This window comes from Aeromonas sp. JL9 (genome assembly GCF_024436075.1).
GTDB lineage: Bacteria > Pseudomonadota > Gammaproteobacteria > Enterobacterales > Aeromonadaceae > Aeromonas > Aeromonas veronii.
Genome location: NZ_JANFNV010000004.1, coordinates 33,729 through 60,621, shown reverse-complemented (window position 1 = coordinate 60,621; position 26,893 = coordinate 33,729). Strand labels below are relative to the sequence as shown.

Annotated in this window: 20 protein-coding genes; 13 read left to right on the top strand and 7 right to left on the bottom strand. The window is 58.3% G+C overall.

Annotation, left to right across the window (positions count from 1 at the left end; all coding sequences use genetic code 11):
• Nucleotides 1-36: 36 nt before the first annotated feature.
• The gene (locus NOM06_RS04875; protein WP_255910104.1) at nucleotides 37-1,746 is read right to left on the bottom strand and encodes a glycoside hydrolase family 36 protein; all 1,710 of its coding nucleotides are present in this window, start codon (nucleotides 1,744-1,746) and stop codon (nucleotides 37-39) included.
• Nucleotides 1,747-1,906: 160 nt separating this feature from the next.
• Here NOM06_RS04875 and NOM06_RS04870 point away from each other — a divergent pair, with 160 nt between their 5' ends.
• The 3 genes from NOM06_RS04870 (at nucleotide 1,907) to cdd (ending at nucleotide 4,028) form a co-directional block, all read left to right on the top strand.
• Nucleotides 1,907-2,263 (top strand): CidA/LrgA family protein, encoded by a 357-nt coding sequence (locus tag NOM06_RS04870; protein ID WP_255910102.1) that lies wholly within the window; start codon nucleotides 1,907-1,909, stop codon nucleotides 2,261-2,263.
• Complete coding sequence (locus NOM06_RS04865) at nucleotides 2,260-2,946, top strand: LrgB family protein (RefSeq protein WP_255910100.1); 687 nt, start codon at nucleotides 2,260-2,262, stop codon at nucleotides 2,944-2,946. The genes NOM06_RS04870 and NOM06_RS04865 overlap by 4 nt, the downstream gene beginning before the upstream one ends.
• A 197-nt stretch (nucleotides 2,947-3,143) precedes the next feature.
• Nucleotides 3,144-4,028: a cytidine deaminase gene (cdd, locus tag NOM06_RS04860; protein ID WP_182963766.1), complete on the top strand. Its 885-nt coding sequence runs from the start codon at nucleotides 3,144-3,146 to the stop codon at nucleotides 4,026-4,028.
• A gap of 131 nt (nucleotides 4,029-4,159) precedes the next feature.
• Here cdd and NOM06_RS04855 read toward each other — a convergent pair whose 3' ends face one another.
• Nucleotides 4,160-5,545 (bottom strand): tryptophanase, encoded by a 1,386-nt coding sequence (locus NOM06_RS04855; RefSeq protein WP_255910090.1) that lies wholly within the window; start codon nucleotides 5,543-5,545, stop codon nucleotides 4,160-4,162.
• Between the two features lie 460 nt (nucleotides 5,546-6,005).
• Between NOM06_RS04855 and NOM06_RS04850 the strand changes: the two genes are divergently transcribed.
• The 4 genes from NOM06_RS04850 (at nucleotide 6,006) to asd (ending at nucleotide 10,629) form a co-directional block, all read left to right on the top strand.
• On the top strand, nucleotides 6,006-6,170 hold the full coding sequence (locus NOM06_RS04850; RefSeq protein ID WP_080741246.1) for a DUF2256 domain-containing protein: 165 nt from the start codon (nucleotides 6,006-6,008) through the stop codon (nucleotides 6,168-6,170).
• Nucleotides 6,170-7,690 (top strand): cryptochrome/photolyase family protein, encoded by a 1,521-nt coding sequence (locus tag NOM06_RS04845; protein ID WP_255910088.1) that lies wholly within the window; start codon nucleotides 6,170-6,172, stop codon nucleotides 7,688-7,690. Before NOM06_RS04850 ends, NOM06_RS04845 begins: the two co-directional genes overlap by 1 nt.
• A gap of 157 nt (nucleotides 7,691-7,847) precedes the next feature.
• Nucleotides 7,848-9,155, top strand: a complete 1,308-nt coding sequence (locus NOM06_RS04840; RefSeq protein WP_370688908.1) for a D-amino acid dehydrogenase — start codon at nucleotides 7,848-7,850, stop codon at nucleotides 9,153-9,155.
• Between the two features lie 361 nt (nucleotides 9,156-9,516).
• Entirely contained in the window at nucleotides 9,517-10,629 is a 1,113-nt protein-coding gene (gene asd, locus NOM06_RS04835; protein WP_005345266.1) for an aspartate-semialdehyde dehydrogenase, read from the top strand.
• 101 nt (nucleotides 10,630-10,730) lie between these two features.
• On the opposite strand, the gene fdhD is transcribed toward asd, so the two are convergent.
• The 5 genes from fdhD to NOM06_RS04810 all read right to left on the bottom strand — a co-directional run bounded on the left by fdhD (nucleotide 10,731) and on the right by NOM06_RS04810 (nucleotide 17,424).
• Nucleotides 10,731-11,591 carry a formate dehydrogenase accessory sulfurtransferase FdhD gene (fdhD, locus tag NOM06_RS04830; protein ID WP_255910084.1) on the bottom strand — a complete coding sequence of 287 codons (861 nt, stop codon included), beginning with the start codon at nucleotides 11,589-11,591 and terminating at the stop codon, nucleotides 10,731-10,733.
• Nucleotides 11,588-13,720, bottom strand: coding sequence for a sigma 54-interacting transcriptional regulator (locus NOM06_RS04825; RefSeq protein ID WP_255910082.1), 2,133 nt, complete (start codon nucleotides 13,718-13,720; stop codon nucleotides 11,588-11,590). Before NOM06_RS04825 ends, fdhD begins: the two co-directional genes overlap by 4 nt.
• Before the next feature lie 417 nt (nucleotides 13,721-14,137).
• Nucleotides 14,138-14,536: a hypothetical protein gene (locus NOM06_RS04820; RefSeq protein WP_370688907.1), complete on the bottom strand. Its 399-nt coding sequence runs from the start codon at nucleotides 14,534-14,536 to the stop codon at nucleotides 14,138-14,140.
• Nucleotides 14,537-14,633: 97 nt separating this feature from the next.
• Entirely contained in the window at nucleotides 14,634-16,778 is a 2,145-nt protein-coding gene (gene fdhF, locus NOM06_RS04815; protein ID WP_255910078.1) for a formate dehydrogenase subunit alpha, read from the bottom strand.
• Between the two features lie 46 nt (nucleotides 16,779-16,824).
• Nucleotides 16,825-17,424 (bottom strand): 4Fe-4S dicluster domain-containing protein, encoded by a 600-nt coding sequence (locus NOM06_RS04810; RefSeq protein WP_005333302.1) that lies wholly within the window; start codon nucleotides 17,422-17,424, stop codon nucleotides 16,825-16,827.
• 736 nt (nucleotides 17,425-18,160) lie between these two features.
• On the opposite strand from NOM06_RS04810, the gene NOM06_RS04805 reads away from it, so the two are divergent.
• From NOM06_RS04805 to NOM06_RS04780, 6 genes are all read left to right on the top strand, one after another.
• Nucleotides 18,161-19,360: a magnesium transporter MgtE N-terminal domain-containing protein gene (locus tag NOM06_RS04805; RefSeq protein ID WP_255910076.1), complete on the top strand. Its 1,200-nt coding sequence runs from the start codon at nucleotides 18,161-18,163 to the stop codon at nucleotides 19,358-19,360.
• 54 nt (nucleotides 19,361-19,414) lie between these two features.
• Nucleotides 19,415-20,314 carry an HNH endonuclease gene (locus NOM06_RS04800; protein ID WP_255910074.1) on the top strand — a complete coding sequence of 300 codons (900 nt, stop codon included), beginning with the start codon at nucleotides 19,415-19,417 and terminating at the stop codon, nucleotides 20,312-20,314.
• 539 nt (nucleotides 20,315-20,853) lie between these two features.
• A complete protein-coding gene (gene kup / locus NOM06_RS04795) occupies nucleotides 20,854-22,722 on the top strand; it encodes a low affinity potassium transporter Kup (protein ID WP_013723794.1) in 1,869 nt (622 codons plus the stop codon).
• Between the two features lie 607 nt (nucleotides 22,723-23,329).
• Nucleotides 23,330-23,995: a 4Fe-4S dicluster domain-containing protein gene (locus tag NOM06_RS04790; RefSeq protein WP_043170826.1), complete on the top strand. Its 666-nt coding sequence runs from the start codon at nucleotides 23,330-23,332 to the stop codon at nucleotides 23,993-23,995.
• The gene (hyfB, locus tag NOM06_RS04785) at nucleotides 23,995-25,866 is read left to right on the top strand and encodes a hydrogenase 4 subunit B (RefSeq protein WP_255910072.1); all 1,872 of its coding nucleotides are present in this window, start codon (nucleotides 23,995-23,997) and stop codon (nucleotides 25,864-25,866) included. Before NOM06_RS04790 ends, hyfB begins: the two co-directional genes overlap by 1 nt.
• A gap of 1 nt (nucleotide 25,867) precedes the next feature.
• The gene (locus tag NOM06_RS04780; protein WP_005345231.1) at nucleotides 25,868-26,821 is read left to right on the top strand and encodes a respiratory chain complex I subunit 1 family protein; all 954 of its coding nucleotides are present in this window, start codon (nucleotides 25,868-25,870) and stop codon (nucleotides 26,819-26,821) included.
• Nucleotides 26,822-26,893: the final 72 nt, after the last annotated feature.

Here is a 26,893-nt window from a genome sequence, read left to right as displayed (position 1 = left end):
GTGATGGAGCCTGAATTGTTTATGGTGACGCTGTGATCAGGTGTAGCGGATCACCCGCCCCTCGCCCCCTTGCAGGGTCACAGCCGTACCGACTGCCTGCCCCTGCCAAAAATCGGTTCCCCCTTCCGGCAGCAGAAACTCCTGTGGTTGCCCCTCCCAATTGAAGAGGCAAAGCAGAGTGCCGCCCTCGGGCAGGCTTACTTCACCACAGGCAAAGTCCATCGACTCGAAACGGGCAGAGGGTGCACGGGCCGCACAAAGATCAAGCAGCTTGCGCAGTTGCGCCGCCTGCTCCTCATCGAGATCTTGCAGTCGGTCACCCGCCAGCATCATGCCACCGCTTGCCACCAGCGCTGCCAGATGGAAGCTGTAATCCGCCTTGCTTGCTTGCTGGCTTGGCAGATCCCGCAGGCAAATGCAGTCGGGGTCGAGGGCCCAGAGCTTGTCGTTCTGCCAGGCACGGCAGAAGGCCTCGCGGGCGATCTGGCGATAGCGGTGGCCATTGCGCTCCACGTCATCGCTCACCCGCATGCCGTGCACCAAGCCAAGGCTTGGCCAGATGGGGGCGTTGCAACCGAGCAGGAAAGCCCCTTCACCAGCACCACGCAGGATGGCCGCCATACCGCGTCGATAGGCTTCAACCCGGGTGGCGGCCGGATCGTGGAAACGACCACCATGGATAGCGCCCCAGAAGTTGGCATCCAGCTTGAAGTAGTGGATGCCCCACTGCTCGCGCAGGGTACGGAACACCTGCTCGAGGTGCGCCTGCACCTCAGGGTGGGTACCATCCAGCACATACCAGGGAGTACAGCGCCAACCGCCATAGGTGACACGCTCGGAGGGGAGCGGCAGGCCGTCATCCCCCTTCACAAACCAGTCGGGGTGCTCCTGAAACACCTGTGAACCGGGTTCGGCAATAAAGGGAGCGACCCAGAGGGCGGGCTCGCAGCCAGCCTGTTTGATCTCCGCAGCCAATGAAGCAACACCTTGCTCGAACTTGGCCGACGGGGTAAGCCAGTCGCCCATCTTGGCCTGATAGCCGTCGTCGATCTGCACATAGCGCAGGGCCGGGAAGCGCTCGGCACGCACCTGCAAGTTCTCTCGAATGTCGGCGGCGCTCACCTCGGCGTAGTAGTGATACCAGGAGCACCAGCCGCTCGGGCGCTCGCTCACCTTACCGATCAGCGAGCCGTGCTCGGCCTCGATCAGCCGTGCCAGTTCGGCCAGCAGATCTTCGCGCTCCGCCCCTTCGAGGCAGATCAGCGCCTCGCTCTGCCAGTGCTCACCGGCCGCAAGTTTTCGCCCTTCACAGTTCATCAGGATCTGCAGGCGACCATCGGGGTAGAGGCGAAACTCCCCGCCAAAACGGTGGCAGCTGGCAAAGGCGAGCAGCAGCCACCCCTTGCCATACTCCACCAGCAACAGGTTGTGAATGGTGTGATAGCCATTGTCATCGGTGACGCGATAAACGCTGGCATCGGGGCAACGGCCGACATGTTGCGGTGATTGCCAGCTACCCATGGTCTGGGCCAGCATCTGGAATCCTTCGCCATAGATGGCACTCTCCACCGGCAGGCCAAGCTTGCCGTCAAACAGCACCCAGCGCTCAACCGGGGTGGCATCAGGGCCAGTGTTGTCGAGTCGCACCCGACACAGGGGCCCTTCCCACTCACGGGTTTGCAGCAGGTGGGGTGGCAACGCGTTATCGTTCGCCAGCTGGCGAACTCGGGACAAGAGGGATGTCATCACTACTCCTTGAAGTTCGAAAAGGGTTCTATCAGACAATTTTCAAAAATTGCCAATCAAATCAGCCTCAAATGAACTGATTTCAGTTGTTATTGTTTTAATGCCGCGACCCGCCCTCTCTGGTAAACTGCGATTTTTCTTCCCAGTCGATGAGGTTCACGTGATCGCGCAACGCGCCTTGCTGTACTTTCGTGACTTTATGGTCATCGTCGCCTGCCTGCTGGCAGGCAAATCCGTGGCAGCCATCCTGCCTTTCGCCTTTCCCGGCAGCATCATCGGTATGTTGCTGCTGTTCGTGCTGCTCTCCCTGCAACTGATCAAGCTGCACTGGGTCGAGATGGGCGCTGGCTTGCTGCTGCGCCACATGGGCGTGCTGTTCGTGCCGGTCGCTGTAGGACTGGTAGCCTGGCTTGAGCCCCTGCGCCAATCCTTCGGCGTCATTATGCTCTGCATCGTGCTCGGGATCGTGCTGATCCTCGCCACCGTCGGTCGGCTCTACCAGAGGATGAACAAATGATCTTCTGGCTAGCCATTCCCCTGACCCTGGCGCTCTATTGCGCCACCCGCGCCCTCTATCGCCGCCTGCCCTGGCCCATCATCAACCCGGTGCTGGTGCCGACCGCGGTGATCATCGGTCTGCTGCTCTGGTTTGATCTGACCCTTGAGCAGTACGAGCGCGGCAGCAGCCCAATTACCATGCTGCTGGAGCCCGCCGTGGTGGCGCTGGCGCTGCCGCTCTATCAGCAGGCACGCCAAATTCAGGCCAAGCTCAAGCCCATCCTAATCTGTACCCTCGCCTCCGTCTTGATCTCGGTGTGCACAACCCTGCTGATCGGTCATTTTATGGGCACTGATCCGGCGCTGCTCGCCTCATTGGCGACCAAATCGATCACCACCCCGCTCGCCATGAGCGTCAGCCAGTCCATCGGCGGCATTCCCGCCATCGCGGCCGCCGTGGTGGTGGTGGTAGGGATTGTCGGCGCCCTGATCGGCTACCCGCTGCTCAGATTGCTCAAAGTGACCGATCCGGAAGCGCAAGGGCTCGCGATGGGGGCCTGTGCCCACGCCATCGGCACCGCCACCTCCGCCGAGAAGGGGATCACCCAAGGGGCCTTTTCATCGCTCGCCATGGTGGTGTGCGGGATCCTCACCGCTGCCGTCGCGCCGCTGCTGTTTGCCATCTATCACTGGCTCATCTGATCATCCCATTGACCACCTGTTGACCATTCCGAGGGGCCTGCTGGCCTCTCGGGGTGCGACCTGCCGCACAATTTGCACAAGACAAACGTTTCCATTACCATCCCCCTCCGTTTGCCCGTCAGGGCGTGAGCCTGCTCACACATTTACCCGAGCTTGCTCCCTACAATGGCCGCCCAATTGGCCTTTGAGGACACACTATGCATCCCCGTTTTGCCAAGCCATTAGATACCCTCTCTGCCCCGCTCAAAGCAGCCGTGCAGCCCATGCTGGATAGTGCCGACTTCAACGCCCGCTTCACGCCGGAGCAAGTCGCCACCCTGAAAGCCGCCACAGGTCTCGATGATCGCGCCCTGCGCCTCGCCCTGTTGCCGCTGGCTGCTGCCTGCTCGGTGGCCCCCATCTCCAAATTTTACGTCGGTGCCATCGCCTGCGGCCTGAGCGGCAGCTGGTACTTCGGTGCCAACATGGAGTTCGCGGGGCAAGGGTTGTTCCACTCGGTTCACGCCGAGCAGTCCGCCATCTCCAACGCCTGGCTGGGTGGCGAGACCGGGATCTCTGAAATCACCGTCAACTACACCCCCTGCGGCCACTGCCGTCAGTTCATGAACGAGCTGAGCACCGCCAAGATCCTGAAAGTCTCCCTGCCCGATGACCTGAGCGCCCTGCAATCCTTCCTGCCCCACTCGTTTGGGCCGGCAGATCTCGACATTACGGATGCGCTGATGAGCCCGCAGGATCACGCAGAGCTTGAGCTTCAAAGCGAAGACCCGCTGTGGCAAGCCGCGCTGGCCGCCGCCCGTCAAAGCTATGCCCCCTATAGCCAGGGCTATGCCGCGGTGGCGCTGCAGTTTGCCGATGGCCGCATCTTCTCTGGCCGCTACGCCGAGAACGCCGCCTTCAACCCCAGCCTGCCGCCGATGCAGATGGCCTGCGCCCATGCGGTGCTTAACGGCGAAGATCTCGCCACCATCCGCCGCGCCGTGCTGCTGGAGAACAAAAACGGCCAGATCAGCCAGCGTGACTCCGCCCAGTCCACTCTTAAGGCGCTGGGCTCGGTCGAGCTGGAGTATCAGGCGGTCTGACCCGGTTACTTCGATAAACGAAAGCCCCCGCACCTTGGTGCGGGGGCTTTTTTACTTGGCCGTTTAACCGGGAGCGACCGGTGATCTGCACAGTTTGGCGCGGTTGATCACCCAGTCTGACCGGTTGCTGATCAGACCGGTTTCAGCCGCGCGGTGAAGTGGCGCAGCAGCGGCGGCTCGTAGTCAAAGGTGAGCCCGCGAATGTCGCTGGCCCGCGCTTTCACCGCGATCAGGCAGTCGGCCACATAGTCCATGTGATCCCGGGTGTAGACCCGGCGCGGAATGGTGAGACGCAACAGCTCAAAATCCGCCGCCTCCTGCTTGCCGGTGGCGGGATCGCGCCCCAGCAGCAGGGAGCCAATCTCCACCCCGCGCACGCCCCCTTCCAGATAGAGCTCGCAGGCGAGCGCATGGGCAGGAAACTGCTCGGCCGGAATATGGGGCAGCAGCTTCTTGGCATCGACAAACACTGCATGACCGCCGGTGGGGGTCTGGATGGGGATGCCCGCCTCGGCCAACCGCTCGCCGAGATAAGCCACCTGACTGATGCGGTAGGTGAGATACTCCTCATCCATCCCCTCGCGCAGACCGATGGCAAGCGCCGCCATGTCCCGCCCCGCAAGGCCGCCATAGGTGACAAACCCCTCCATCGCCACGCAGCGCACCTGCACCGCACGGAACAGGTCGAGATCTTCCTTGAAGCAGCAGAGTCCGCCGATATTGACCAGTCCGTCCTTTTTGGCCGACATGGTGAAGATGTCCCCCAGCACGAACATCTGGCGCACTATCTCCCCGATGCCTGTCTTGGCGTAAGCCGGGTCGCGCGCCTTGATAAACCAGGCGTTCTCGGCAAAGCGGGCGGCATCGATCACCACCGGAATATGGTGGCGACGGGCCAGTTCGGAGACCGCCTCCATATTGGTCATGGAGACCGGCTGACCACCGGCGCTGTTGCAGGTCACCGTGATGATGACCCCGGCCACGTTGTCGGCCCCCAGGGTTTCGATGGTGTCGGTCAGGCGAGGGAGATCAAAATCCCCCTTCCAGGCATAAGGCGCCGTGGTATCGAGGGCCTTCGGGGTGAGCAGGTTGATGGCCCGCGCGCCAGCCAACTCCACGTGGGCCTTGGTGGTGTCGAAGTGGTAGTTGGAGATAAAGACCGGCGCCTTGCCCTTGCAGCGTTTGACCAGCTCGGGGAAGAGGATCTGCTCGGCCCCGCGCCCCTGGTGGGTGGGCATCACATGCTGGTAACCAAAAATGTCGCGCACCGTGCGCTCCAGCTCGACGAAGTTGCGGCTGCCCGCATAGGCCTCATCCCCCATCATGATGCCGGCCCACTGACGATCGGACATGGCACCGGTACCGCTGTCGGTCAGCAGATCGATATAGACATCTTCGGCCAGCAGCAGGAAGGGGTTCCAGCCAGCGGCCCCAAGGGCAGCGCGACGCTCGGCGCCAGTGGTCTGTTTGATGGGCTCGACCATCTTGATACGAAACGGCTCGGGTATACGACGCATATAAGACTCCTCACCGGCACAAGGCCAGTGTGTTTGAAATCGGGATTGGCAAAAAGGCCGGGGCGATCAGGGTCGTCCGGCTGACAAATTCAAACGCCGGGTGCCGCCAATCAGCGGTGAGGAAAGTCGAAGGTGAGAATGGGATCCCGGGTATACCAGTGGGCGAGCAGGCAAGCTGCCCGGGGCGTAGCTGTCATGATTGGCATCACTCCCCTCCATATCGGTTGTAGACAGTCGATGGCCAACAAGATCCATTGATGGATGCTGCCAACGGGCAGCCTCGCCACGTTAACGGCTGGTTAATTTGCAAACAAGGAGTGCACCGACGGGCTGTGCGCCCGCTCACAAAGTGCGCATCTGCGCGGTAAACTGGCAGTGAGGTTGATCTGCCCGCGCCCCCTGTTCGTTATTCTCCCTAACCACACGCCACATTACCCATCAGTCAGGGCCGGAAGCCATCATGCATCGCAAACCCCATCTGCCCGAGAAGATCTGCCCCGTCTGCCAGCGCCCCTTCAGCTGGCGGCGCAAGTGGGCGCGCAGTTGGGAGGAGGTTCGCTACTGCAGCGAACGCTGTCGCCACGCTCGTCACCGCAGCCAGCAACCTGAGGGGGAGCGAGTCTGATGGAGCTGCGCCTGATTCTCGGCGATCAGCTGAACGCCGCTCACAGCTGGTTTCGCACCCCGGATCCGGCAATCTGCTATCTGATGGCGGAGCTGCGCCAAGAGACCGATTACTGCCGCCACCATCGTCAGAAGGTGTTGGCCTTCTTTGCCGCCATGCGCGCCTTCGCAGCGGCCCTCACTCAAGCGGGCCACCGCGTCTGTTACCTGACCCTCGATGAGAGCGCCCGCTGGCCCGACTTGCCCGGCTTGCTGGAGGCTCAGCTCGTAGCACATCAGGCCAACAGCTTTGCCTGGCAGAGCCCGGACGAGTGGCGCCTCGCCAGCCAGTTGAAAAGCTGGGCGGCTGGCCTTGCCATTCCTGCCACCGAGGTGGATAGCGAACATTTTCTCACTCCCCGCGATGGCTGGCAGCGCTACCCCCACAGCCGGATGGAGTTCTTCTACCGCGCCCTGCGAAAGCAATACCAAGTGCTGCTCGATGAGTGCGGCCAACCCCTTGGCGGGCGCTGGAATTTTGATGACGAGAACCGCGCCAAGCTGCCGGATCGTCAGCCCATCCCGGCGCCCCTCACCTTTGCCAACGAGGTAAGCGAGATTGATGCCATGCTGACCCGCCACGGGGTCAGTACCATCGGCGAGGCGGATGCCAGCAAGCTGCCGTGGCCCATCACAAGGCGCCAGAGTCGCGAGCTGCTGGCCCATTTTCTGGCCCACTGCCTGCCTCACTTTGGTCGCTATCAGGATGCCCTGAGCGAGCGGGGCTGGAGTCTGTTTCACAGCCGCCTGTCGTTTTCCCTCAACAGCAAGATGCTTCATCCGCTTGAGGTGATCCGCGCCGCCGAAGCCCACTGGCAGGCCAATCAGGCCACCATCACATTGGCGCAAGTGGAGGGTTTTATCCGCCAGATCCTCGGCTGGCGCGAGTTTGTCCGCGCCCTCTACTGGGACAAGATGCCCGACTACAAGCAGACCAATTTTCTCGGAGCCAACCGACCGCTGCCCGGTTTTTTCTGGAGCGGCGAAACCAGGATGGCCTGCGTGCGACACGCCATTCGCCAGTCTCTTGAGCACGGTTACGCCCACCATATCCAGCGGCTGATGGTGACCGGCAACTTTGCCCTGCTGGCGGGGATTGATCCTGACGAGGTAGATCAGTGGTATCTCGGCATCTATGTGGATGCCATCGAGTGGGTGGAGCTGCCCAACACCCGCGGCATGAGCCAGTTTGCCGATGGCGGCCTGATGGGCAGCAAGCCCTACGCCAGCAGCGGCGCCTATCTCGAGCGGATGGGCCACTACTGCAAGGGGTGCCACTATCAGGTCAAAGCCCGCCACGGCGACGGAAGTTGCCCCTTCAACAGCCTCTACTGGCACTTTCTCTGGCGCAATCGGGACAAACTGGGCGGCAATCCTCGCCTCGCCCTCCCCTATGCCAACTGGGATGGTCAAGCCGCCGAACAGCAGCAGGCCATTCTGGCGACGGCGGAGCAGTACCTGATCAAACTGGAGCTGTTGTAAGCGGGCCATGTCCCCTGACACAGGCCCTCTGACAACAGCGCAGCGCTTTACGCTGGCAATCAGGCTAACCATCGCACCAAACACCACTCCGTAACTGGCAGGCAGACGGAGATCCCAATCCTGCGCAGAGCGGTTGAATATCCTGTGGCGGCTGATTATGGTGGTGGCCACATCAGAAGATCAGTCAAGGAAAGACGATATGGAGATAGTGGTTCTCGGTGGCGGCGTGATAGGGGTAACCAGCGCCTGGTATCTGGTCAAAGCGGGTCACAAGGTGACCCTGCTGGAGCGGCAGGGTGGCGTCGCCCTTGAAACCAGCCATGCCAACGCCGGGCAGATATCCCCGGGCTATGCGGCCCCCTGGGCGGCCCCCGGCATCCCCCTCAAGGCTGCCAAATGGATGCTGCAAAAGCATGCCCCCTTCACCGTGCGCCCCACCGCCGACCCCTTCCAGCTACGCTGGATGCTCAGAATGCTCGCCAACTGCACCCCGACCGCCTATGCCACCAACAAGGGGCGCATGGTGCGTCTGGCCGAATACAGCCGCGACTGCATGAAGCTGCTGCGCGACGAGCTGAGCATCGATTACGAAGGGCGCCAGCTCGGCACCCTGCAGCTGTTTCGCAGCCAATCCCAGCTCGATGCCAGTCAGCGCGATATCGAGGTGCTGGAGGAGTATGGCGTCCCCTACCAGTCGCTGGATGCCAGCGGCTGCGAAGCGGCAGAGCCTGCGCTGGCGCGGGTGCGCGGCAAAATCGTTGGCGGCTTGCGTCTGCCCGGCGACGAGACCGGCGACTGCTTCCGCTTCACCAAGGCCCTTGCCCTTGAAGCCGAGAAGCTCGGGGTCAAGTTTGTCTTCAACTGCGACATCGACGAGATTGAGCAAGCCCGTGGCCGCGCCGTGGCGGTGCGGGCGGGCGAGCAGCGCTATCGCGCCGATGCCATCGTCTGTGCGCTCGGCAGCTATGCCACCGGCTTTTTGCGGCCGCTGCTGCGCCCGCTCGGGCTGGAGCTGCCGGTCTATCCGGTCAAGGGCTACTCCCTCACCCTGCCGATGATCAACGCAGATGCCGCGCCGCGCAGCACCGTGCTGGACGAAACCTACAAGGTGGCCATCACCCGTTTTGATGAGCGGATCCGGGTCGGCGGCATGGCGGAGCTGTCGGGCTACAATCTTGCCCTCAACCCGAGGCGCCACGACACCCTGGCGATGGTGGTGGGCGATCTCTTCCCCGAGGGGGGCGATATCAGCCAAGCCGAGTTCTGGACCGGCCTGCGCCCCATGACGCCGGACGGCACCCCGCTGGTGGGGCCCAGCCCCATTCCCGGTCTCTGGCTCAATACCGGCCACGGCACCCTGGGCTGGACCATGGCGGCCGGCTCGGGTCAGCTGTTGTGCGATCTTATCAGCGGCAGCGAGCCCGCCATCAGCGATGAGGGGCTGACCCTCGCCCGTTACGGCTAAGCACCTAAGCTGTCGGGCTGTTTCACTCGCCAACTACGCCCTCAGACAACAGCAGAGGACGTTCTCAACCACTTTATTGACAGGCCACCACCATAAACGGTGGCCTTTTCGTCTGATGTTGACCTTCTCCCTGCCCGTCTGCCTGAGCGGTGCTCTGGCTGCCGGTTAATGCAGCAAACGGCACAGAATATTGCGCAATTCGACTTGCGCAAGCCGCCACAATCCGTAATGTGGATAGACGCATTTTTCGCAGCGCATATTTTTTAAATGGCCTGTAAACCGCTTGTAAACAGGCGTCGCCAGACAAGGGGTTACGGGTGTCACCGCGAGTTTCTTTAGCAGCAATCCAGGGTAGGACAATATGAAAAAAGTAGGTTTGGTCGGTTGGCGTGGCATGGTGGGATCGGTTCTGATGAGCCGGATGCAGGAAGAGCAGGATTTCGCCCATATTCAACCCACATTCTTCACCACCTCCCAGGCCGGTGAGGCCGCTCCCAACTTCGGCGTCGATGCCGGTACTCTGCAGGACGCCTTCGATATCGAAGCGCTGGCCAAGCAGGATATCATCATCACCGCGCAAGGCGGCGACTACACCAAGGATGTCTATCCGCGCCTGAAAGCCGCCGGCTGGCAGGGCTACTGGATTGACGCCGCCTCCTCCCTGCGGATGGAGAAAGACGCCGTCATCATTCTGGATCCGGTCAACGGCGATGTCATCGAGCAGGCCCTGAACGATGGCATCAAGACCTTCGTTGGCGGCAACTGCACCGTCAGCCTGATGCTGCTGGCCCTCGGTGGCCTGTTCAAGGCCGATCTGGTGGAGTGGGTGAGCGTGGCTACCTATCAGGCGGCCTCTGGTGGCGGTGCCCGCCATATGCGCGAGCTGGTCACCCAGATGGGGATGCTGCGTGACGAAGTGGCGGTCGAGCTGGCGGATCCCGCCTCCGCCATTCTCGACATCGAGCGCAAGATCACCGAGAAGACCCGCTCCGGCACCCTGCCGGTGGACAACTTCGGCGTACCGCTGGCCGGTGGCCTTATCCCCTGGATTGACACTAAGCTCGACAACGGCCAGAGCCGTGAAGAGTGGAAAGGTCAGGCCGAGACCAACAAGATTTTGGGTATCGAGAATGCCGTCATTCCGGTGGACGGTCTGTGCGTGCGGATCGGCGCCCTGCGCTGCCACAGCCAGGCGTTCACCATCAAGCTGAAAAAGGATGTGCCGCTGGCGGAGATCGAAGCCCTGCTGGCTGCCCACAACGACTGGGTAAAAGTGATCCCCAACGATCGCGATATCACCGCCCGCGAGCTGACTCCGGCTGCCGTCACCGGCACCCTCAGCATTCCGGTGGGCCGTCTGCGCAAGCTCAATATGGGCCCTGAGTATCTGGCCGCCTTTACCGTGGGTGACCAGCTGCTGTGGGGCGCTGCCGAGCCGCTGCGCCGCATGCTGCGTATCCTGCTGGCGCGCTAATCCGCCACAGCAGCAGATACAACAAGGGCGGGGAGTCACACTCCCCGCCCTTTTTCATTACCAGTTTTTATAAGCCCTGTAGCAGACTCTCACTCTTGCAGTCACTTAAGCAGAATGCGCTGGCACCCGCTGTAGATCTCGGCCCGCCCTGGGCGGCAAAAGCCCACCAGAGTGAGCCCGGTCTGCTCGGCCCGCTCGACCGCAAGCTCGGTGGCAGCAGAGATGGCGAGCAGGATCTCGACCCCGGCGCTGGCGCACTTTTGCACCATCTCGAAACTGGCGCGGCTGGTCACCAGAATGGCACCGTCGCGCCGACCCGTGCGGCACAGATGGCCCACCAGCTTGTCCAGCGCAATATGGCGCCCCACATCCTCGCGGATGGCGAGAATATTGCCCTCACCATCCAGATGCACTGCCGCATGGGTAGCGCCGGTGCGCTGACCCAGCAACTGGAGCGGGCGCAGCGCGCTCAATACCTTGTCGATATGGCCCACCGCCAGACGCTGACTGTCGGGCAAGCTTGGCTGGGTGCGGATCACCTGCTCCAGACTCTCGCTGCCGCAGATGCCGCAACCGGTGCGCCCCGCGAGCGTGCGCCGCTTCTCTTTGAGGCGATAAACGCAGCGATTGGCCAACGTGATATGCAGCTCAATCCCCTGACAGCCGTCATGCTGCTCGATGTCGTGGATATCGAGCAGGCTGTCGATGATCCCCTCGGATAGCGAAAACCCGATGGCGAAATCCTCCAGATCGGAGGCCGAGCACATCATCACGCTGTGGGCGATGCCGTTGTAGACCAGCGCCACCGGCGTCTCGGAGGGGAGCGCCATTTCGCTGTCGCAGGTCAGTGTATCGGCGCGGTAGTGCACCACCTCGCGGTGGATAGCGCAGCGTGCCAGCTCGTTCTGTTCTCTCTGCTCGCTAAGCTCGCCCCGCGCCTCCAGCTCAAGTAGCTCTCTCATGGGGCAACCCCGTCAATGATCTCGGGGTCTCTGGCCGAGATGCCGAGCCGCTTCATTTTCGAAAGCAAGGTGGTGCGCTTCATGCCGAGGCGGTTGGCCGCCCCCCGCTCGCCAGCCACGATGCCGTTGCAGTCGCGCAGGGCGGCGATGATCGCCTCGCGCTCATTAATCGGCCCCTCCTCGGCAAAGAGCGGCGTGGCGGGCTCGTCATAAACCAGAGTCTCAATCTTGTGGTAACCCTTGAGGGGCATCAGCTCATCGGGCGAGAGGTTGAGCACATGGCCGCGGGTCATCACCACGGCGCGCTCGATAACGTTCTCCAGCTCGCGGATATTGCCGTACCAGGGGAGCGATACCAGCATTTTCATGGCATCGGCGGGGATCGAGGTGATGGTGCGGCGCATCCGCTTGGCGATCTTCTTGATAAAGAAATTGACCAAGAGCGGAATATCCTCGCGGCGCTCCCGCAGCGGCGGCAGTTCGATGGGAAAGACGTTGAGGCGGTAGTAGAGATCGCTTCTGAAACGCTTGTTCTTGACCATGGAGAGCAGATCGCAGTTGGTGGCGGCCACCAGCCGCACATCCACCGCGATAGGATTGCTGTTGCCGACCCGCTCCAGTTCGTGCTCCTGCAATACCCGCAAGAGTTTGGGCTGCAAGTCCAGCGGCATATCCCCCACTTCGTCGAGGAACAGAGTGCCCTTGTGGGCCCGCTCGAAGCGGCCGATGCGCTGGGTCAGGGCGCCGGTAAAGGCCCCCTTCTCGTGGCCAAAGAGATCGCTCTCGATAAGGCCGGTGGGGATGGCGGCGCAGTTCACCTTTACCATCTCGTGATCGTGGCGGGTACTCAGGGCGTGAATGGCCTGGGCGATCAGCTCCTTGCCGGTGCCGGTCTCGCCGAGGATCAGCACGGTACTGTCGCTCTCGGCCACCAGCCGCACCTTCTCCAGCACGCTCTCCATCACCGCGCTCTGGTAGATGATGTGGGGGAACTCCCCCTGCATCTGCGGCTCGTTGATGCGAATGGTCTTCTCTTTGGCGCCGTTGGTGTTGGAGATCTCCTGCTGCGCCTGCACGTTGTTCATGGCAATGGCCGTGCGCGCCGCCACCTGCTCCAGCAAGGAGATATCGATATCGGCAAAGAAGTCGGCATGGGGGTGCGAGAGGATCAACACCCCCAGCAGGTTGCCCCGATAGCGCAGCGGCAAAATGCAGGAGCTGTCAGCCTCGGGCGGCAGGATCTGGGAGGTAAAGCGGCAGCGATTGCTGCAGCCGTGGCCGTGTTCGCGATAGACGAAAAACGGCTCGCTGTGGCCAAGGGCCCCCTGCAGGCACTTCTTTTCAAAACAGGAGTGATCGATGATGCCCGGCTGATCGCTCTGGTGCTGATTGACCAGATAGCTCTTGAAGCTGTCGGAGGTGGCGTTGTACTCCGCCAGACACAAGCTGCTGATGCCGAAGTGGTGATGCAGGATGGCAAACAGGCTCTTGGGCAGCTCGGCGATGCGCACCAGTTTGATTACCGCGTTGGTCACATCCACCAGAATTTTGCAGCTGTCGCGCTCAAGGCGCAGGGAGTTGGCCTGCTCCAGAGTGCGCTCCTTGTCGAGCACGTTCTCCAACGCAATGGCGATAATGGCCGCCAGCTGGGTCAGTTTGGCCAGGGTCTCCATGGTGAAGCTGTCGAGCTGGGTGTTGATAAACTCGACCCCGCCAAGGTGGCTGCGGGCGGTGGTGATGGGGAGCTGGCAGTAGGAGCGCAGCCCCCCGTAGACCCCTTCGCGATCCAGATCCGGGCAGCGATTCTCAAAGCGGGCGGCAGCGAGAATGATGGCCTGTTCCGGGGTCTCTTTGGTAGGACGGGGGGAGAGGTGCAGCTCTGCCTTGGGGCAGACCAGATGCTTTGGGCCGGAATGTCCCATGAAATAGAAGATGGCCTCCTCGTCCGCACCCATGTTGAGGATCAGGTTGACCCGGGTCACGCCGCCGAAGCTGGCATCTATCTTGTTGAGTTTGTGGATAAAATCATCGAGCGTCACGGCCGACAGGAGGGATTTGGAGAGCAGGAGGAAACCGTCGTCCCAGATGGGAGAGATCTCGTCCAGGGGGATGGCACTCACATTTAGCATTGCGGCCTCACGTTATATCGATTTAGTCACCAGTCAGGCTGTCCATGCCATCGCATCACGACAAGCACTCGTCACCAAAATAAATAGCCGCAGCCCGTAAAAGCGGCTGCCAATAAGAAAAGCGGTGACGAAAATTGTCGCATGTTGCAATTCCAGAGTTGTTATTAACGAACGACAACAAAAAGTAACATCGTTATCGGGGGATATATTGGAATGGCGACTCATCATAGATGAGCTCAAATTTCATTACAATCCGATTTAATATATCTGGTTGCCATATTCAGGCAATAATTACATCGCGGATTGAATAATGGATTGGTGGCCGCACAAGGGGCCATTGTCAACTGTCAGATCTCTCTGTCGTCTCCCCTTTGCTGTGCAATAAAGGCATCATTCGAAACACGATCCGGTGACCACTCACGAGGTGACAAGACGGGTGTGGCAGCACTTCAAACCGCCCAGAATAAAGAGCGCGGAGAAGCCCTGAAAGGCGAGCAGCAGCCAGCTGGCGTTGTCGGCAAGCTCGGTGGTGACGCTCTGGTGAGTGAGGTAGATCAGCAGGGTGATCACCCCCAGCAGCAGGCAGTTGATCAAGGTGGTGGAGATAAACCCGATCAGCCAGGCACTGGAAATACTCAAGGCGGAAAATACGCTGCCCATGGCGAGCCGTGCTGCCATAAAACAGCCGAAAAAACCGAAGCCGAGCAGAAATATCATCTCGTCGCGCCAAATATAGCAACCTATTCCCAGCAATATCGCCACCAGATAGGTGCCAATATAGAAAATTCCGAATAAGCGACCAATTTCATGTTGCATCATTTATCCCCTGTTTTTGGGTAATAAAAGGGTGCCCGACTCGATAAATCCGAGTCGGGTTCCCTTATTTGTGCAGAACGTCCTTTTTTAGGGCGGGTCAGCCTTTGGCTGCGCTGCGCAATTTCGCCTTGAGCGCGCTGTATTCAGTCTGGACGTACACTTCCGCCTCAGGCTGATTGTCGATGCGCTCGATCTTCACCGCGCAGTACTTGTACTCCGGCGTGTGGGAGACGGGATCGACGTGCTCGATGGTGAGCTCGTTGCAGGCCCCGATCCACCACTGATAGGTCATATAGACCACACCGGCGTTGACCCGGTCGTTGTAGTTGGCCCGGGTGATCACCTTGCCACGGCGCGACGAGATCCAGACCAGCGCCTGATCCTTCACCCCAAGCTTTTTGGCATCGCTCGGGTGGATCTGCACATAGCCCGGCTCATCGGCCAGGGTTTGCAGCGCCGAGCAGTTGCCAGTCATGGAGCGGCAGGAGTAGTGACCTACCTCGCGCACGGTGGAGAGCACCAGCGGGTACTCGGCACAGGGCTGCTCCAGCGGCGGCCGCCACTCGGAGGCAATCAGCTGACCCTTGCCGCTCGGGGTGGTGAACACATTCCCCTCGAACAGGGTGCTGGTGCCCGGGTGATCCTCGGTCGGGCAAGGCCACTGCACGCTCTTGAGATCGGCCATCTTGTCGTAGCTGACCCCGGCGTAGAGCGGGCATAGCGCACGCATCTCATCCCAGATCTCTTCGGTGTTGTGGTACTCCATGGGATAACCCATGGCGGTCGCCATCAACGAGAAGATGGCCCAGTCCGGTTTCACGTTCTCAGGGGGCGTCACCGCCTTGTAGAAACGCTGGAAGCCGCGATCCGCCGAGCTGTAGACCCCTTCGTGCTCGCCCCAACTGGTGGCGGGCAGAATGACGTCGGCCATCTCGGCGGTCTGGGTCATGAAGATATCCTGCACGATCACCAGCTCCATCCCCGCCAGAGTGCGGCGGAACTGACCCAAGTCAGCTTCGGTCTGAGCCGGATCTTCACCGAAGATGTAGAAGGCCTTGCACTTGCCCTCCTCCACCTTGTGGCCAAGCTCGGTCAGGCGATAGCCGGGCTTTTGGGAGAGTGACTCCACGCCCCACGCCTTCGCGAACTTGGCACTGATGGCGGGATCGGCCACCGACTGATAACCCGGGAACTGGTGCGGCAGCATCCCCATGTCACAGGTGCCCTGCACGTTGTTCTGACCGCGAACCGGCCCGCAGCCGGTACCGCGACGACCGAAGTTGCCGGTCAGCAACGCCAGACCCGCGAGCCCCTTGACCACGTCCACCGCCTGACCGTACTGGGTCACCCCCATGCCCCACAGGATCATGGACGCAGGCGACTCGGCATAGGTGCGAATGGCGGCGCGGATATCGGCGGCTTTGAGGCCAGTGATCCCCTCGACATATTCCGGGGTGTACTTGGCCACGGTCGCCTTGAAGGTCTCGAACCCTTCGGTGTAGTTGGCGACAAAGGCCTGGTTGTAGAGCCCTTCATTGATCAACACGTTGGCGAAGGCGTTAACCAGCGCCATGTTGGAACCGTTTTTGAGCGGCAGCCACTGATCGGCGATGCGGGCGGTCTCCACCATACGGGGATCACACACAATCACCTTGGCCCCGTTTGCCTTCGCCTTGAGGATATGGCGAGCAACAATGGGGTGAGAGTCAGCAGCGTTGTAACCAAACACCAGCAGGCACTTGGTCTCTTGAATTTCGGGAATGGCGTTGCTCATGGCGCCGTTGCCTACAGTTGTCTCCAGACCGGAGACTGAGGGTGCGTGTCACACCCTCGCGCAGTGGTCGACGTTGTTCGTCCCAATCACCGCACGGGCAAATTTCTGCATCACATAGTTGGCTTCATTGCCCGGGCCACGGGCAGAGCCGGTGGTCATGATGGCGTCCGGGCCATATTTCGCCTTGATGGCAGAGAGACGGCTGCTGGCGAACTCGATGGCTTCGTCCCAGGAGACCGCCTCGAACTTGCCACCGCGCTCGCGGCGGATCATCGGGCTCTTGAGACGGGGGGTCAGCAGGTTGGTGTCGTTCAAGAAATCCCAACCGTAATAGCCCTTGAGGCAGAGTTGCCCCTCGTTGGTCCGGCCGTTGACGCCTTCGGCACCCACCACCTTGTCGTTTTCAACCAGCAGGTTGATTTTGCAACCGGTGCCGCAATAGGGGCACACGGTAATGACTTTTTTCATGACTCACACTCTTGTTTGTTAACGAAAAACGGCTCGGCAAGCCCGCTCACACCCGTGCCGGCATCGCCAGCAGTGCCTCGGCACTGGCCAGCTGCTTCTGCCGGTTCAGGGTTTCAAGATGCTCCGGCGTGACCAGCCGCAGCGCCTGGGTCGGACACACCTCGACACAGGCCGGGCCCGCCTCGCGGTGACGGCAGAGATCGCACTTGAGCGCCTGCGCCTTGGTCTGCGGACGCTTGAAGAGCGAATCGGCAGCGGGTGCCACCTCTTTGAGCACCACCGCCATGGCGCCGTAAGGACAGGCCACCACGCAGGACTTGCAACCGATGCAGCGCTCCTGCAACACCTTGACGCAACCATCCTCGCTGACGATGGCATTGTTCGGGCAGGCCATGGCGCACGGCTTGTCTTCACACTGGCGGCAAAGCACCGGCGTGGTCACCTTGCTGCCCACGATCACCTTCAGACGCGGCTGAAAGTAGCTGTCCCTGGAGACCAGATGTCCATCCTCGATGGCAAGATGCAGGCCGCCCTCCCGCTCAAGGGTCCCGCTGCAAGACCCTGACTGGTGTGAAACGGCGCAGGCCACCTCACAGGTACGACACCCAATACAGAGACTGGGATCTGCAATCACGAAGCTGTTCATAGAGAAGGATCCTAAATGGTTCGTTACACCGGGCCGCCCGCCGACAGGCAAAGAGGCGGCCAGCCCCCCACAAAGCATTTATCAGACCAAAACGGGGGAATGGCGCGATAAAAAATCACAAGCAACTGAAAATAAAGAAGTAATTAGAAAACGTAGCGTGCTGTTTATCACCTCTGACGAGGGTGACGACGGGGTGGGAAGTGTGATCGACACGACAAAAGTGACGAGCTCGACACCGGCTGACAAAGGCTATCACCCTGCCCTTTCAGCTCAAGCGAACAAACAACAACCAATCAATGACTAATTTATTGATCTTGGACAGATTATGCGCCGATTGCCCTTGGTACCCCCTACCCGATTGGATAGCATGCTCCAGTTGACAACCAGCTTCGCTGGGATCGTTTTCATCAGATAAGTGATAAATTATGTGGATTAGATGCAACGAAGCGATGCTAGAAAATGATAAAGGTGATCACTAACGCTCTAAAAATAATGGCCAGAAAAAATTTGCTAAGTATGAGAAAAATGGTCGTTCACTAGCCACATGAGTTACTTAGCGATTTTATAATAGCCTAGTGCTTGATCAAATATTCCTTTTGATACAAAACCCTATTAGCATATTTCAGAATGTCTGGAATATTTTTTAAAAATAATTAATTTGGCAACTATGACTCACGAAACAAACATAAGAATTAGTAATATCTCACGTAACGACTTAAGTGAAATATGGCGATTAATGGAACCTAGTCAACTAAACAAGTTGATTACTAGTAGCAACGATAAAGAATTGTCACTGCTTATGGGGCATCTCCCCGAAAAGGGGATGCAGGTATTAATTTCCAACCTTAATGAAGATGCTGCAAATAGACTTTTTTCAACTCTTAGCAATCGAACCATAAATAAGGTTTTGTTATTATGTTCAACAAATTCCCTAGCTAAATTACTTAGAGTTATTAGTAGAGATAACTTGATTCGTGTTATTCGCAGCACTAGCTCAGATGTACGAGATAGATTGCTTAAAATGCTACCAATTGAAGATCGTCATATGATTCTAGAAATTGCAGAAGAGGAGTCTGATCTCGAGGATAACTATAAGCACTATTTAACTCAAAAGTTTGAAAATTCAATTGAGAAAGATGCTTTTGATCGTATAAAAGAACTTGAAGATAAAGAGCGCTACTTAGAGCGCCGCCAACGAGCTAGAGAAGAACAATTAACTGAGCAACTAGAACATTTACGAAATCAAATATCTATTGCTGAAAAAGATTTCCACCAACGTCAAAACAAATTAAAAAGTATTGAAAGTAGCTTTGTAAAACGTGAGTTAGAACTAAAAGATAGTATTAGACAACTACAAGAGGAATATCAAAAACAAGTACAAGAAAAAATAGAATTAAAAGTGCCAGAATTTGTCAAATCTGCTGTTGATGTTTTAGAAAAAAAAGAGAATGAATTCTCTAAAAAATCTAAAAACTGGAATTTAGAGGGCTCTATAGCTTTAGGATTAGCTATCCTATCTGCTATAGGTGCATTAATTTACGGCGGAATAGCATTCCATTCAGCAGCCAAGGAAAATATTGATTGGTTTTTCTTTTCCTTCCTTTTGTTAAAGGGGTTAATAGTGGTTACACTATTCGGAGCTTGGGCCAAACATGCATATAATCTAGGTAACGCATATATGCATGAATCACTAAAACGTAGTGACCGAATGCATGCCATTAACTTTGGTAAATTTTACTTAGAGGTTTATGGTAATAACGTTTCCCAATCCGATATGAAAGCTATTTTTGAAAACTGGAATTTAAATAGTGATAGTGCATTTACCAAAGTAGAAACTTCTAATTTTGAACCAAAGATCGTTGAACAAGTAACACAAATGATTACTGCTGTCTCGAATGCAACAAATAAACAGAATCCAGAAAACAAGCCTAAATAAAGTGCGTATATACTGCACCACGCCCTATAGGTAATCTTATTTTTAGGAGGAAAAATGAAGTTTTTATTCTGTAATGTAGGTTGGATGAGTCGATATGATGGTATTGAAGGCGATACTCTTGAACGAGGAGGTGCCTATAACGAGAATGATATCGGACATGAAGTATGTAATTTCACGATAGTTGGAGATCAAGTTTTTGGCTATGTTAGACCAACAGGACAGATTAAACTGGAAAACTTAGGCGCATCTAAAGATGATGATTCAATAGACAATGTATTAGTTATTTGGACTGCTGGGCCAGATGCTGGTGGAACAGCCGTCATAGGTTGGTATAAAAACGCAACGGTATTCAGGCGAGAACAGACATTAAATGTTGTAAGTACAAAACATAAAAGTAATGAAATTAACATTTTCCGTATTCAAGCTCATAAGGATAACGTGACTTTGCTACCAATGTGGCAGCGGTCCCTCATGATCCCCAGAGCAGTAAAGGGAGGTATTGGACAAAGTAATATTTGGTACGCTAACACTAAAGAAAGTGAGGAATACACTAGACCAATTTTTGAATTTATTGAAAATTATGATGTAAGTAACAATATACCTGATATAGATTTTTCTGCCATTGAAGGGAATCCTAGACTCTTAGCACATATGAAAAGAGAGCGAAATCAGAAACTTGTTTATCTTAAAAAAAAGCAGACACTTGAAAATACTGGCGCACTTATATGTGAAGTATGCCATTTTGATTTTCACTCTTTTTATGGTGCTCTAGGCGAGGATTTTTGTGAGGTTCATCATCTCAAGAAACTTGCCGATGCCGAAAAGCAAGTTGATACAAAGATTTCTGATTTGGCAGTAATTTGCTCTAATTGTCACAGAATGATTCATCGAACAAATCCGATGAAAACAATATCGCAGATGAAAGAGTTATTACATAAAAAGCAATCTTCATAGCAAAAAGACTAGAGCAGTGAGATACTATATGCACTGCGCATTGCACCTCTACTCTTACTTATTTAATTAGCGGTGCAATTCACTTCGTTCATTGCACCCTACATTTTCCCCACCCAAATAAAGACTCCATTGCTCCCCCCCTCCCCTTTGCCATCCTGCCAGCATTTAATTAGCGATTACTTTATCGTCTATTTATTATCCATTTTGGTAAAAGAGAGTAGCCAAACCACTTCGCTAGATAAAACAAACAGTTGCCTGCATTGTCGCGGCCTATTTCAATCGCCGGATAATTAATTCTCTTACTCAAATTGAACTTTTGATTATTTATAACTGAGCATAGTCCCGCAGAGTGTGTGTCATTATAAGCTTAATGACAGATGAACAGACTGTGTTCCATGACAAGCAGATCACTATTCCGTTAGCGCCCTTTCCCATCGCAATCCATTTATTCTCTCCCGATTAAATATCACGACTCTCTTGGTAGGTCGGGCAGCTGTGCGTTGGCAAACGTGTAAACATCAAACTGACAAGATGAACTCATGAACTGTGATAAACAACAAGCCACTCCCGGCGTTATGCTGGCGGCGATTGGCGTAGTCTATGGCGATATCGGCACCAGCCCGCTCTATACCTTGCGCGAGTGCCTGTCAGGTCAATTCGGGTTCGGCGTCGAGCCGGCCTCCATTCTCGGCTTTCTCTCGCTGATCTTCTGGCTGCTGATCCTGGTGGTGTCGGTCAAGTACCTCTCCTTTGTGATGCGGGCCGACAACGCCGGCGAGGGTGGCATTCTCACCCTGATGTCGCTGGCGACCCGCAACGCCTCCACCCGCTGGACGCCGCTGCTGATCATCCTCGGCCTGATTGGCGGCAGCTTCTTCTATGGTGAGGTGGTGATCACACCGGCGATGTCGGTGATGTCGGCCATCGAGGGTCTGAGCATTCTCACCCCCGCCCTCGACCCCTATATCGTCACCCTCTCGGTGCTGGTGCTGACCCTGCTGTTCGCCATCCAGAAACATGGCACCGCCATGGTGGGCAAGCTGTTTGCCCCCATCATGCTGATCTGGTTTATGACGCTGGCGGTGCTGGGGCTTCGCGGCATCATCCACAACCCCGAGGTGCTGGGTGCGCTCAACCCCATCTGGGCGGTGCGCTTCTTTGTCCAGTACCAGACCACCTCCTTCTTTGCCCTCGGCGCCGTGGTGCTGGCCATCACCGGGGTGGAGGCGCTCTACGCGGATATGGGCCACTTCGGCAAAAATCCCATTCGCCTAGCCTGGTTTATCGTGGTGCTGCCCTCGCTGGTACTCAACTACTTCGGTCAGGGTGCGCTGCTGCTGAGCAATCCCGCCGCCATTGCCAACCCCTTCTTCCTGCTCGCGCCGAAATGGGCGCTGGTACCGCTGCTGCTGCTGGCGACCATGGCGACGGTGATCGCCTCGCAGGCGGTGATCTCCGGGGTCTTTTCGCTGACCCGGCAGGCGGTGCGCCTCGGTTATCTCTCCCCCATTCGCATCGTTCACACCTCCGAGCAGGAGTCCGGCCAGATCTATATTCCGGTCATCAACTGGATGCTCTATATCTCGGTGGTGATCGTCATCATGAGCTTCGAGCACTCCAGCAATCTGGCGGCGGCCTACGGCATCGCGGTGACCGGCACCATGGTGCTCACCTCCATCCTCTCCTGCTCGGTGGCCAAGAACAGCTGGCACTGGAACAAGTATCTGGTGGCCATCCTGTTTGCCGCGCTGCTCTGTATCGACGTGCCGCTGTTTGCCGCCAACCTCGCCAAGATCTTCTCCGGTGGCTGGCTGCCGCTCACTCTGGGCGCGGTGATGTTCACCGTGATGACCAGCTGGAAGAGCGAGCGTTTCCAGCTTATTCGCCGCCTGAACGAGCACGGCAACTCCCTTGAGCCGATGATCGCCTCGCTGGAGAAATCCCCGCCGACCCGGGTGGCGGGCACTGCGGTTTATATGTCGCGGGTGGTCAATGTGATCCCCCATGCGCTGCTCCATAACCTCAAGCACAACAAGGTGCTGCACGAGCGGATCATCCTGCTCACCCTGCGGGTGGAGGATGTGCCCTACGTCCACAATGTGCGCCGGGTCTGCATCGAGCAGCTCTCCCCCACCTTCTGGCGGGTAGTGGCGAGCTACGGCTGGCGCGAGACTCCGAACGTGGAGGAGATCTTCCACCGCTGCAACGCCGAGGGGCTGAGCTGCCGGATGATGGAGACCTCGTTCTTTATGGCCCACGAGTCGCTCATCATGAAAGACCGCCCCTGGTATCTCTATCTGCGCGGCAAGCTCTTTATGCTGCTGCAGCGCAACGCCCTGCGGGCCCCGGATCAGTTCGAGATCCCGCCCAACCGGGTTATCGAGCTGGGTTCGCAGGTGGATATCTGATGGCGGGTTGATGGCCTCTTATTGGCATAGAAAACGTCAGCAAGAGAGAGGGAGGCATTGGCCTCCCTCTTCTTTCCCGTTAACCCCGATTACCGCCCCCTCATCCCCAGCCCTTCTCCCGCAAGGGGAGAAGGGGGCAAACTACGGCGACCATATGCTGTAAACGGTACAGTTCATTCCATTCTTTGCCCCCTGCTCCCGGCATGCTGCCGATATATTTGCGTTCTCGTGCGTCCGATTACGCTTCGCTAATCGAACCTACGGTTTCAAAACAGACGGCCTCTATCCGAACAGACCACCGCCGTAGGGTGCAACAAGCGCAGCGCCGTGCACCGCGAACATATGTTGGAGAGCGGTGCAATTCACTTCGTTCTTTGCACCCTACTCATGCTGCGTTTTCCAAGGTGACGAACCCTCTTGGCGGCTTCGTCACAAGTGACGAACGTCACAGTTCGACAGCCACATCAGTGCGTTCACTCAACCACGCAAAGATTTTTATTCATTTAAAAACAGCCACTTAAAACCAATTTATCTGTAAGAACCATTCTGGCCCGTATCTTGCCAACCTGCCCCTACTTTCTCCGTTCGCGACACGACAAGGTAGGCTATGAACCGCTTCGTTATCGCTGACCCCAAGCTTTGTATCGGCTGTGGCACCTGTATGGCGGCCTGCAGCGAGGTACACAAGGCGCAAGGTTTGCAGCAAGCCCCCCGTTTAACCGTTATGCGACACGAGCAGGCGACCATGCCGGTTCAGTGCCGTCACTGTGACGATGCCCCCTGCATCAAGGTGTGCCCGGTCGAGGCAATTCGCCAAACCGGCGATTGCGTGCAACTCAACGAGTCGCTCTGCATCGGCTGCAATCTCTGCGCCGTGGCCTGCCCCTTTGGCGCCATCCAGAGCGGCGGCAGCCGTCCGGTGGCCGTGGCCACCAGTTACGACACCTATATCCCCTGCTCCATCCGCTCCAGCAACCCCTCCACCTCCGCTGGCCTGCGCTGCTTTGGCGAAGATCTGCTGAGCTGGGAGCCGGGGGTGCGCAGCATCGCCGTCAAGTGCGACCTGTGCGAGTTTCGCGCCGATGGCCCGGCCTGTGTTGGTGCCTGCCCCTCCCAGGCACTGAAGCTGGTCAATGACGGCGACACCGAACGCGCCGCCCGTATCCGTCGCCAGCAAGCGGCCGACACCAACCCGCAAGGGGCCTCCGCCTTCTCGGCGCCTGCCACGGCGCTCCCTGCATCCGATTTATCCACCACAGAGGGAGCTCGCTGATGTTGTCCCCCCTTGTAATGGCCACGCTCCTGCTCTTTTTGCTGGGCGCTGCCGCCGGTTTGCTGCTGCAAAAGCTGCCCGCACTGGCCAACCGTCTCAATAGCGGCCTTGCCCTGCTGGGCTCGATCGCGGGTCTGGTCGCCGCCATCCAGATCTTTGCCCAAGGCGCCCCCGTCGACGGCCAACTCTGGCTGCTGGGCTCGGTGCATCTCGACATGCTTGCCGCGCTGATGCTGCTGGTGATTAGCACTGTCGGTGTCGCCGTTGCCCTCTACTCCTTTGCCTATATTCGCGAGTATCAGGGCAAGGGCGATGTCACCATCGGCGCCTTGATGAACCTCTTCCTTTTCGCCATGGTGGGCATGGTACTGGCCGACAACGCGCTCGGTTTCTTGCTCTGCTACGAGCTGGTGACCCTCACTACCTACTGGCTGGTCAAAACCAACCCGGAAGCTGCCAAACAGAGCCGGCTTTACTTGGTGATGAACCATATCGGCATGGCGCTGGTGCTGATCGCCTTCTGGCTGCTCTGCCGTGAAAGCGGCTCGCTGGAGTTCGCTGCGCTGCGCGAACACCATCTGGCGGGCGCTTTGGCCTCGCTGGTGTTCCTGCTCAGCTTCTGCGGCTTTGGCCTGCGCGCCGGTTTCGTGCCGCTGCACGGCTGGCTGCCGGTGGCCGAGCCCGTCGCCCCTTCCCATATCTCGGCGCTGATGTCTGGCGTGATGGTGAAGCTGGGTCTGTTTGGCATCTTGCGGGTCAGCATCGATTTTCTCGGCGCCAGCCAGCTCTGGTGGGGCTATGTGGTGCTGATCTTCGGTGCCTGCTCGGCAGTGCTCGGGGTGCTGTTTGCGCTGGCCGAGCATGACCTCAAGCGACTGCTCGCCTACCACACGGTGGAGAACATCGGCATCATCCTGATGGGGATGGGGATCGGCATGATCGGCATCGCCAACCAACAACCCGCGCTGGTGGTGCTGGGGCTGCTCGGCGCGCTTTATCACCTGCTCAACCACGCCATCTTCAAGAGCCTGCTCTTTATGGGCACCGGCTCTGTGATGTTCCGCCTGCACACCCGTGACATGGACAAGATGGGTGGCCTCGCCAAACTGATGCCCTGGACTGCGCTGGCGTTCCTCATCGGTGCCATGGCCATCTCGGCGCTGCCGCCGCTCAACGGCTTTGTCAGCGAGTGGTTTATCTACCAATCCCTGCTCTCCATGACCAAACTCGGCACCTCTGTCGTCGCGCCGCTCGCGGTAGTGATGCTGGCAGTAACCGGTGCCATGGCGGTGATGTGTTTCGTCAAGGTGTATGGCATCTGCTTCTGCGGTGCCCCGCGCAGCGAACACGCTAGCCACGCCCGCGAAGTGCCGGGCGCCATGGTGGCAGGTACCCTGCTGCTGGCCGCCGTCTGTCTGGTGCTGGGTCTGGGCGCCCCCTGGATTGCCCCCCATATCGCCAGCTATGGTCAGGCACTCGTTGCCAGCCAGATGAGTGTCGCCACCGGCGCCACCCTGCTGCCACTCGACAGCTCACAAGCGATCCTCTCCCCGCCCGTTATCGCCATCACCCTGCTGGGGCTGTTCCTCATCCCGTTGCTGGTACTGGCCATCTTCAAGGGCCCCAAGCTGGGTCGTCGTCACGCCGGCACCCCGTGGGCTTGTGGTTACGCCTATGAGGAGCGCATGAGCCTCACCTCCGGCGGTGTCACCCACACCTTGCGCCAACTCTGCGCGCCGCTCTATCGCAAGCAGCCGCAGCTCGATCTGGCCAGCGCCCTGCACGGGGTGAGCGATACCAGCGGAACGACCGGCTGGCTGCTGCACGGCCTTGTGCTGGCGCTCTTTATCCTGATGGCTGTAGGAGTCTGATATGCCTGTTCTTGAAATGCCGAGCTGGGGCATGGTTGCCCTCGCCCTGACCCAGGCCATCGCCATGCTGGCGCTGGCGCCGCTCGCCACCGGTTTCAACCGGGTGCTGCGGGCCAAGATGCACTCCCGTCAGGGGCCGGGCCTGCTGCAGGATTACCGGGATATCGCCAAGCTCCTGCGCCGTCAGGAGGTGACCCCCGAGCCTGCCGGCATCATCTTCAACCTGATGCCTGCGCTGCTCATCGCCGCCCTCTTGCTGGTGGGGATGGCGCTGCCGACCCTGACTCATGAGTCCCCCTTCCCCATCGCCGGGGATCTCATCACCGATATCTATCTGTTCGCCATCTTCCGCTTCTTCTTCTCCCTCTCGGGACTCGACAGCGGCAGCATGTTTGCAGGGATCGGTGCCCGCCGCGAGCTGACTCTCGGCATTCTGGTGGAGCCCATTCTGGTGCTTGCCTGCTTCATCATGGCGATGATGGTGGGCAGCTCGGATCTGGGCAACATCAGCAGTTATGTAGCGACCCAGCCGCTGGCCGCCCCCATCGCTACCCTCTTGGCGGGTGCCGCCTGCGCCTTCGCGGTGTTTGTCGAGATGGGCAAGCTACCCTTTGACTGCGCCGAAGCCGAGCAGGAGTTGCAGGAGGGGCCGCTCACCGAGTATTCCGGTGCGGGGCTGGCCCTGCTCAAGCTCTCCATCGGCCTCAAGCAGCTGGTGGTGGTGCAGCTCTTTCTGGTGATTTTCCTGCCCTTCGGCAAGGCGGCCAACTGGAGTCTGCCTGCGCTCATCGGCGCGGCGCTGATCCTCGCCTGCAAGCTGCTGGTGGCCTTTTTGCTGGCCGGCATCATCGAAAACGCCATGGCCCGTACCCAGTTCGTGCGCACCCACAAGCTCACCCGCTACGGGTTGGGGCTGGCCCTGCTGGCGCTGCTCGCCTATCTGGTCGGGATCTGAATCATGCCCGCCAGTACAGCAACTTTTTCCGATTTCATCATTTGTGAATGCTCATTCCCGAACATTAAAGTG

Excerpts from the sequence above, each read along its gene's own strand:
- asd (WP_005345266.1), top strand. The coding sequence starts at position 9,517 with ATGAAAAAAGTAGGTTTGGTCGGTTGGCGTGGCATGGTGGGATCGGTT.
- NOM06_RS04805 (WP_255910076.1), top strand. The coding sequence starts at position 18,161 with ATGGAACCTAGTCAACTAAACAAGTTGATTACTAGTAGCAACGATAAA.
- NOM06_RS04850 (WP_080741246.1), top strand. The coding sequence starts at position 6,006 with ATGCATCGCAAACCCCATCTGCCCGAGAAGATCTGCCCCGTCTGCCAG.
- NOM06_RS04800 (WP_255910074.1), top strand. The coding sequence starts at position 19,415 with ATGAAGTTTTTATTCTGTAATGTAGGTTGGATGAGTCGATATGATGGT.
- hyfB (WP_255910072.1), top strand. The coding sequence starts at position 23,995 with ATGTTGTCCCCCCTTGTAATGGCCACGCTCCTGCTCTTTTTGCTGGGC.
- NOM06_RS04845 (WP_255910088.1), top strand. The coding sequence starts at position 6,170 with ATGGAGCTGCGCCTGATTCTCGGCGATCAGCTGAACGCCGCTCACAGC.
- NOM06_RS04855 (WP_255910090.1), bottom strand. The coding sequence starts at position 5,545 with ATGCGTCGTATACCCGAGCCGTTTCGTATCAAGATGGTCGAGCCCATC.
- NOM06_RS04840 (WP_370688908.1), top strand. The coding sequence starts at position 7,848 with ATGGTGGTGGCCACATCAGAAGATCAGTCAAGGAAAGACGATATGGAG.
- NOM06_RS04865 (WP_255910100.1), top strand. The coding sequence starts at position 2,260 with ATGATCTTCTGGCTAGCCATTCCCCTGACCCTGGCGCTCTATTGCGCC.
- NOM06_RS04780 (WP_005345231.1), top strand. The coding sequence starts at position 25,868 with ATGCCTGTTCTTGAAATGCCGAGCTGGGGCATGGTTGCCCTCGCCCTG.
- NOM06_RS04825 (WP_255910082.1), bottom strand. The coding sequence starts at position 13,720 with ATGCTAAATGTGAGTGCCATCCCCCTGGACGAGATCTCTCCCATCTGG.
- NOM06_RS04820 (WP_370688907.1), bottom strand. The coding sequence starts at position 14,536 with ATGCAACATGAAATTGGTCGCTTATTCGGAATTTTCTATATTGGCACC.
- fdhD (WP_255910084.1), bottom strand. The coding sequence starts at position 11,591 with ATGAGAGAGCTACTTGAGCTGGAGGCGCGGGGCGAGCTTAGCGAGCAG.
- NOM06_RS04790 (WP_043170826.1), top strand. The coding sequence starts at position 23,330 with ATGAACCGCTTCGTTATCGCTGACCCCAAGCTTTGTATCGGCTGTGGC.
- NOM06_RS04810 (WP_005333302.1), bottom strand. The coding sequence starts at position 17,424 with ATGAACAGCTTCGTGATTGCAGATCCCAGTCTCTGTATTGGGTGTCGT.
- cdd (WP_182963766.1), top strand. The coding sequence starts at position 3,144 with ATGCATCCCCGTTTTGCCAAGCCATTAGATACCCTCTCTGCCCCGCTC.
- NOM06_RS04875 (WP_255910104.1), bottom strand. The coding sequence starts at position 1,746 with ATGACATCCCTCTTGTCCCGAGTTCGCCAGCTGGCGAACGATAACGCG.
- kup (WP_013723794.1), top strand. The coding sequence starts at position 20,854 with ATGAACTGTGATAAACAACAAGCCACTCCCGGCGTTATGCTGGCGGCG.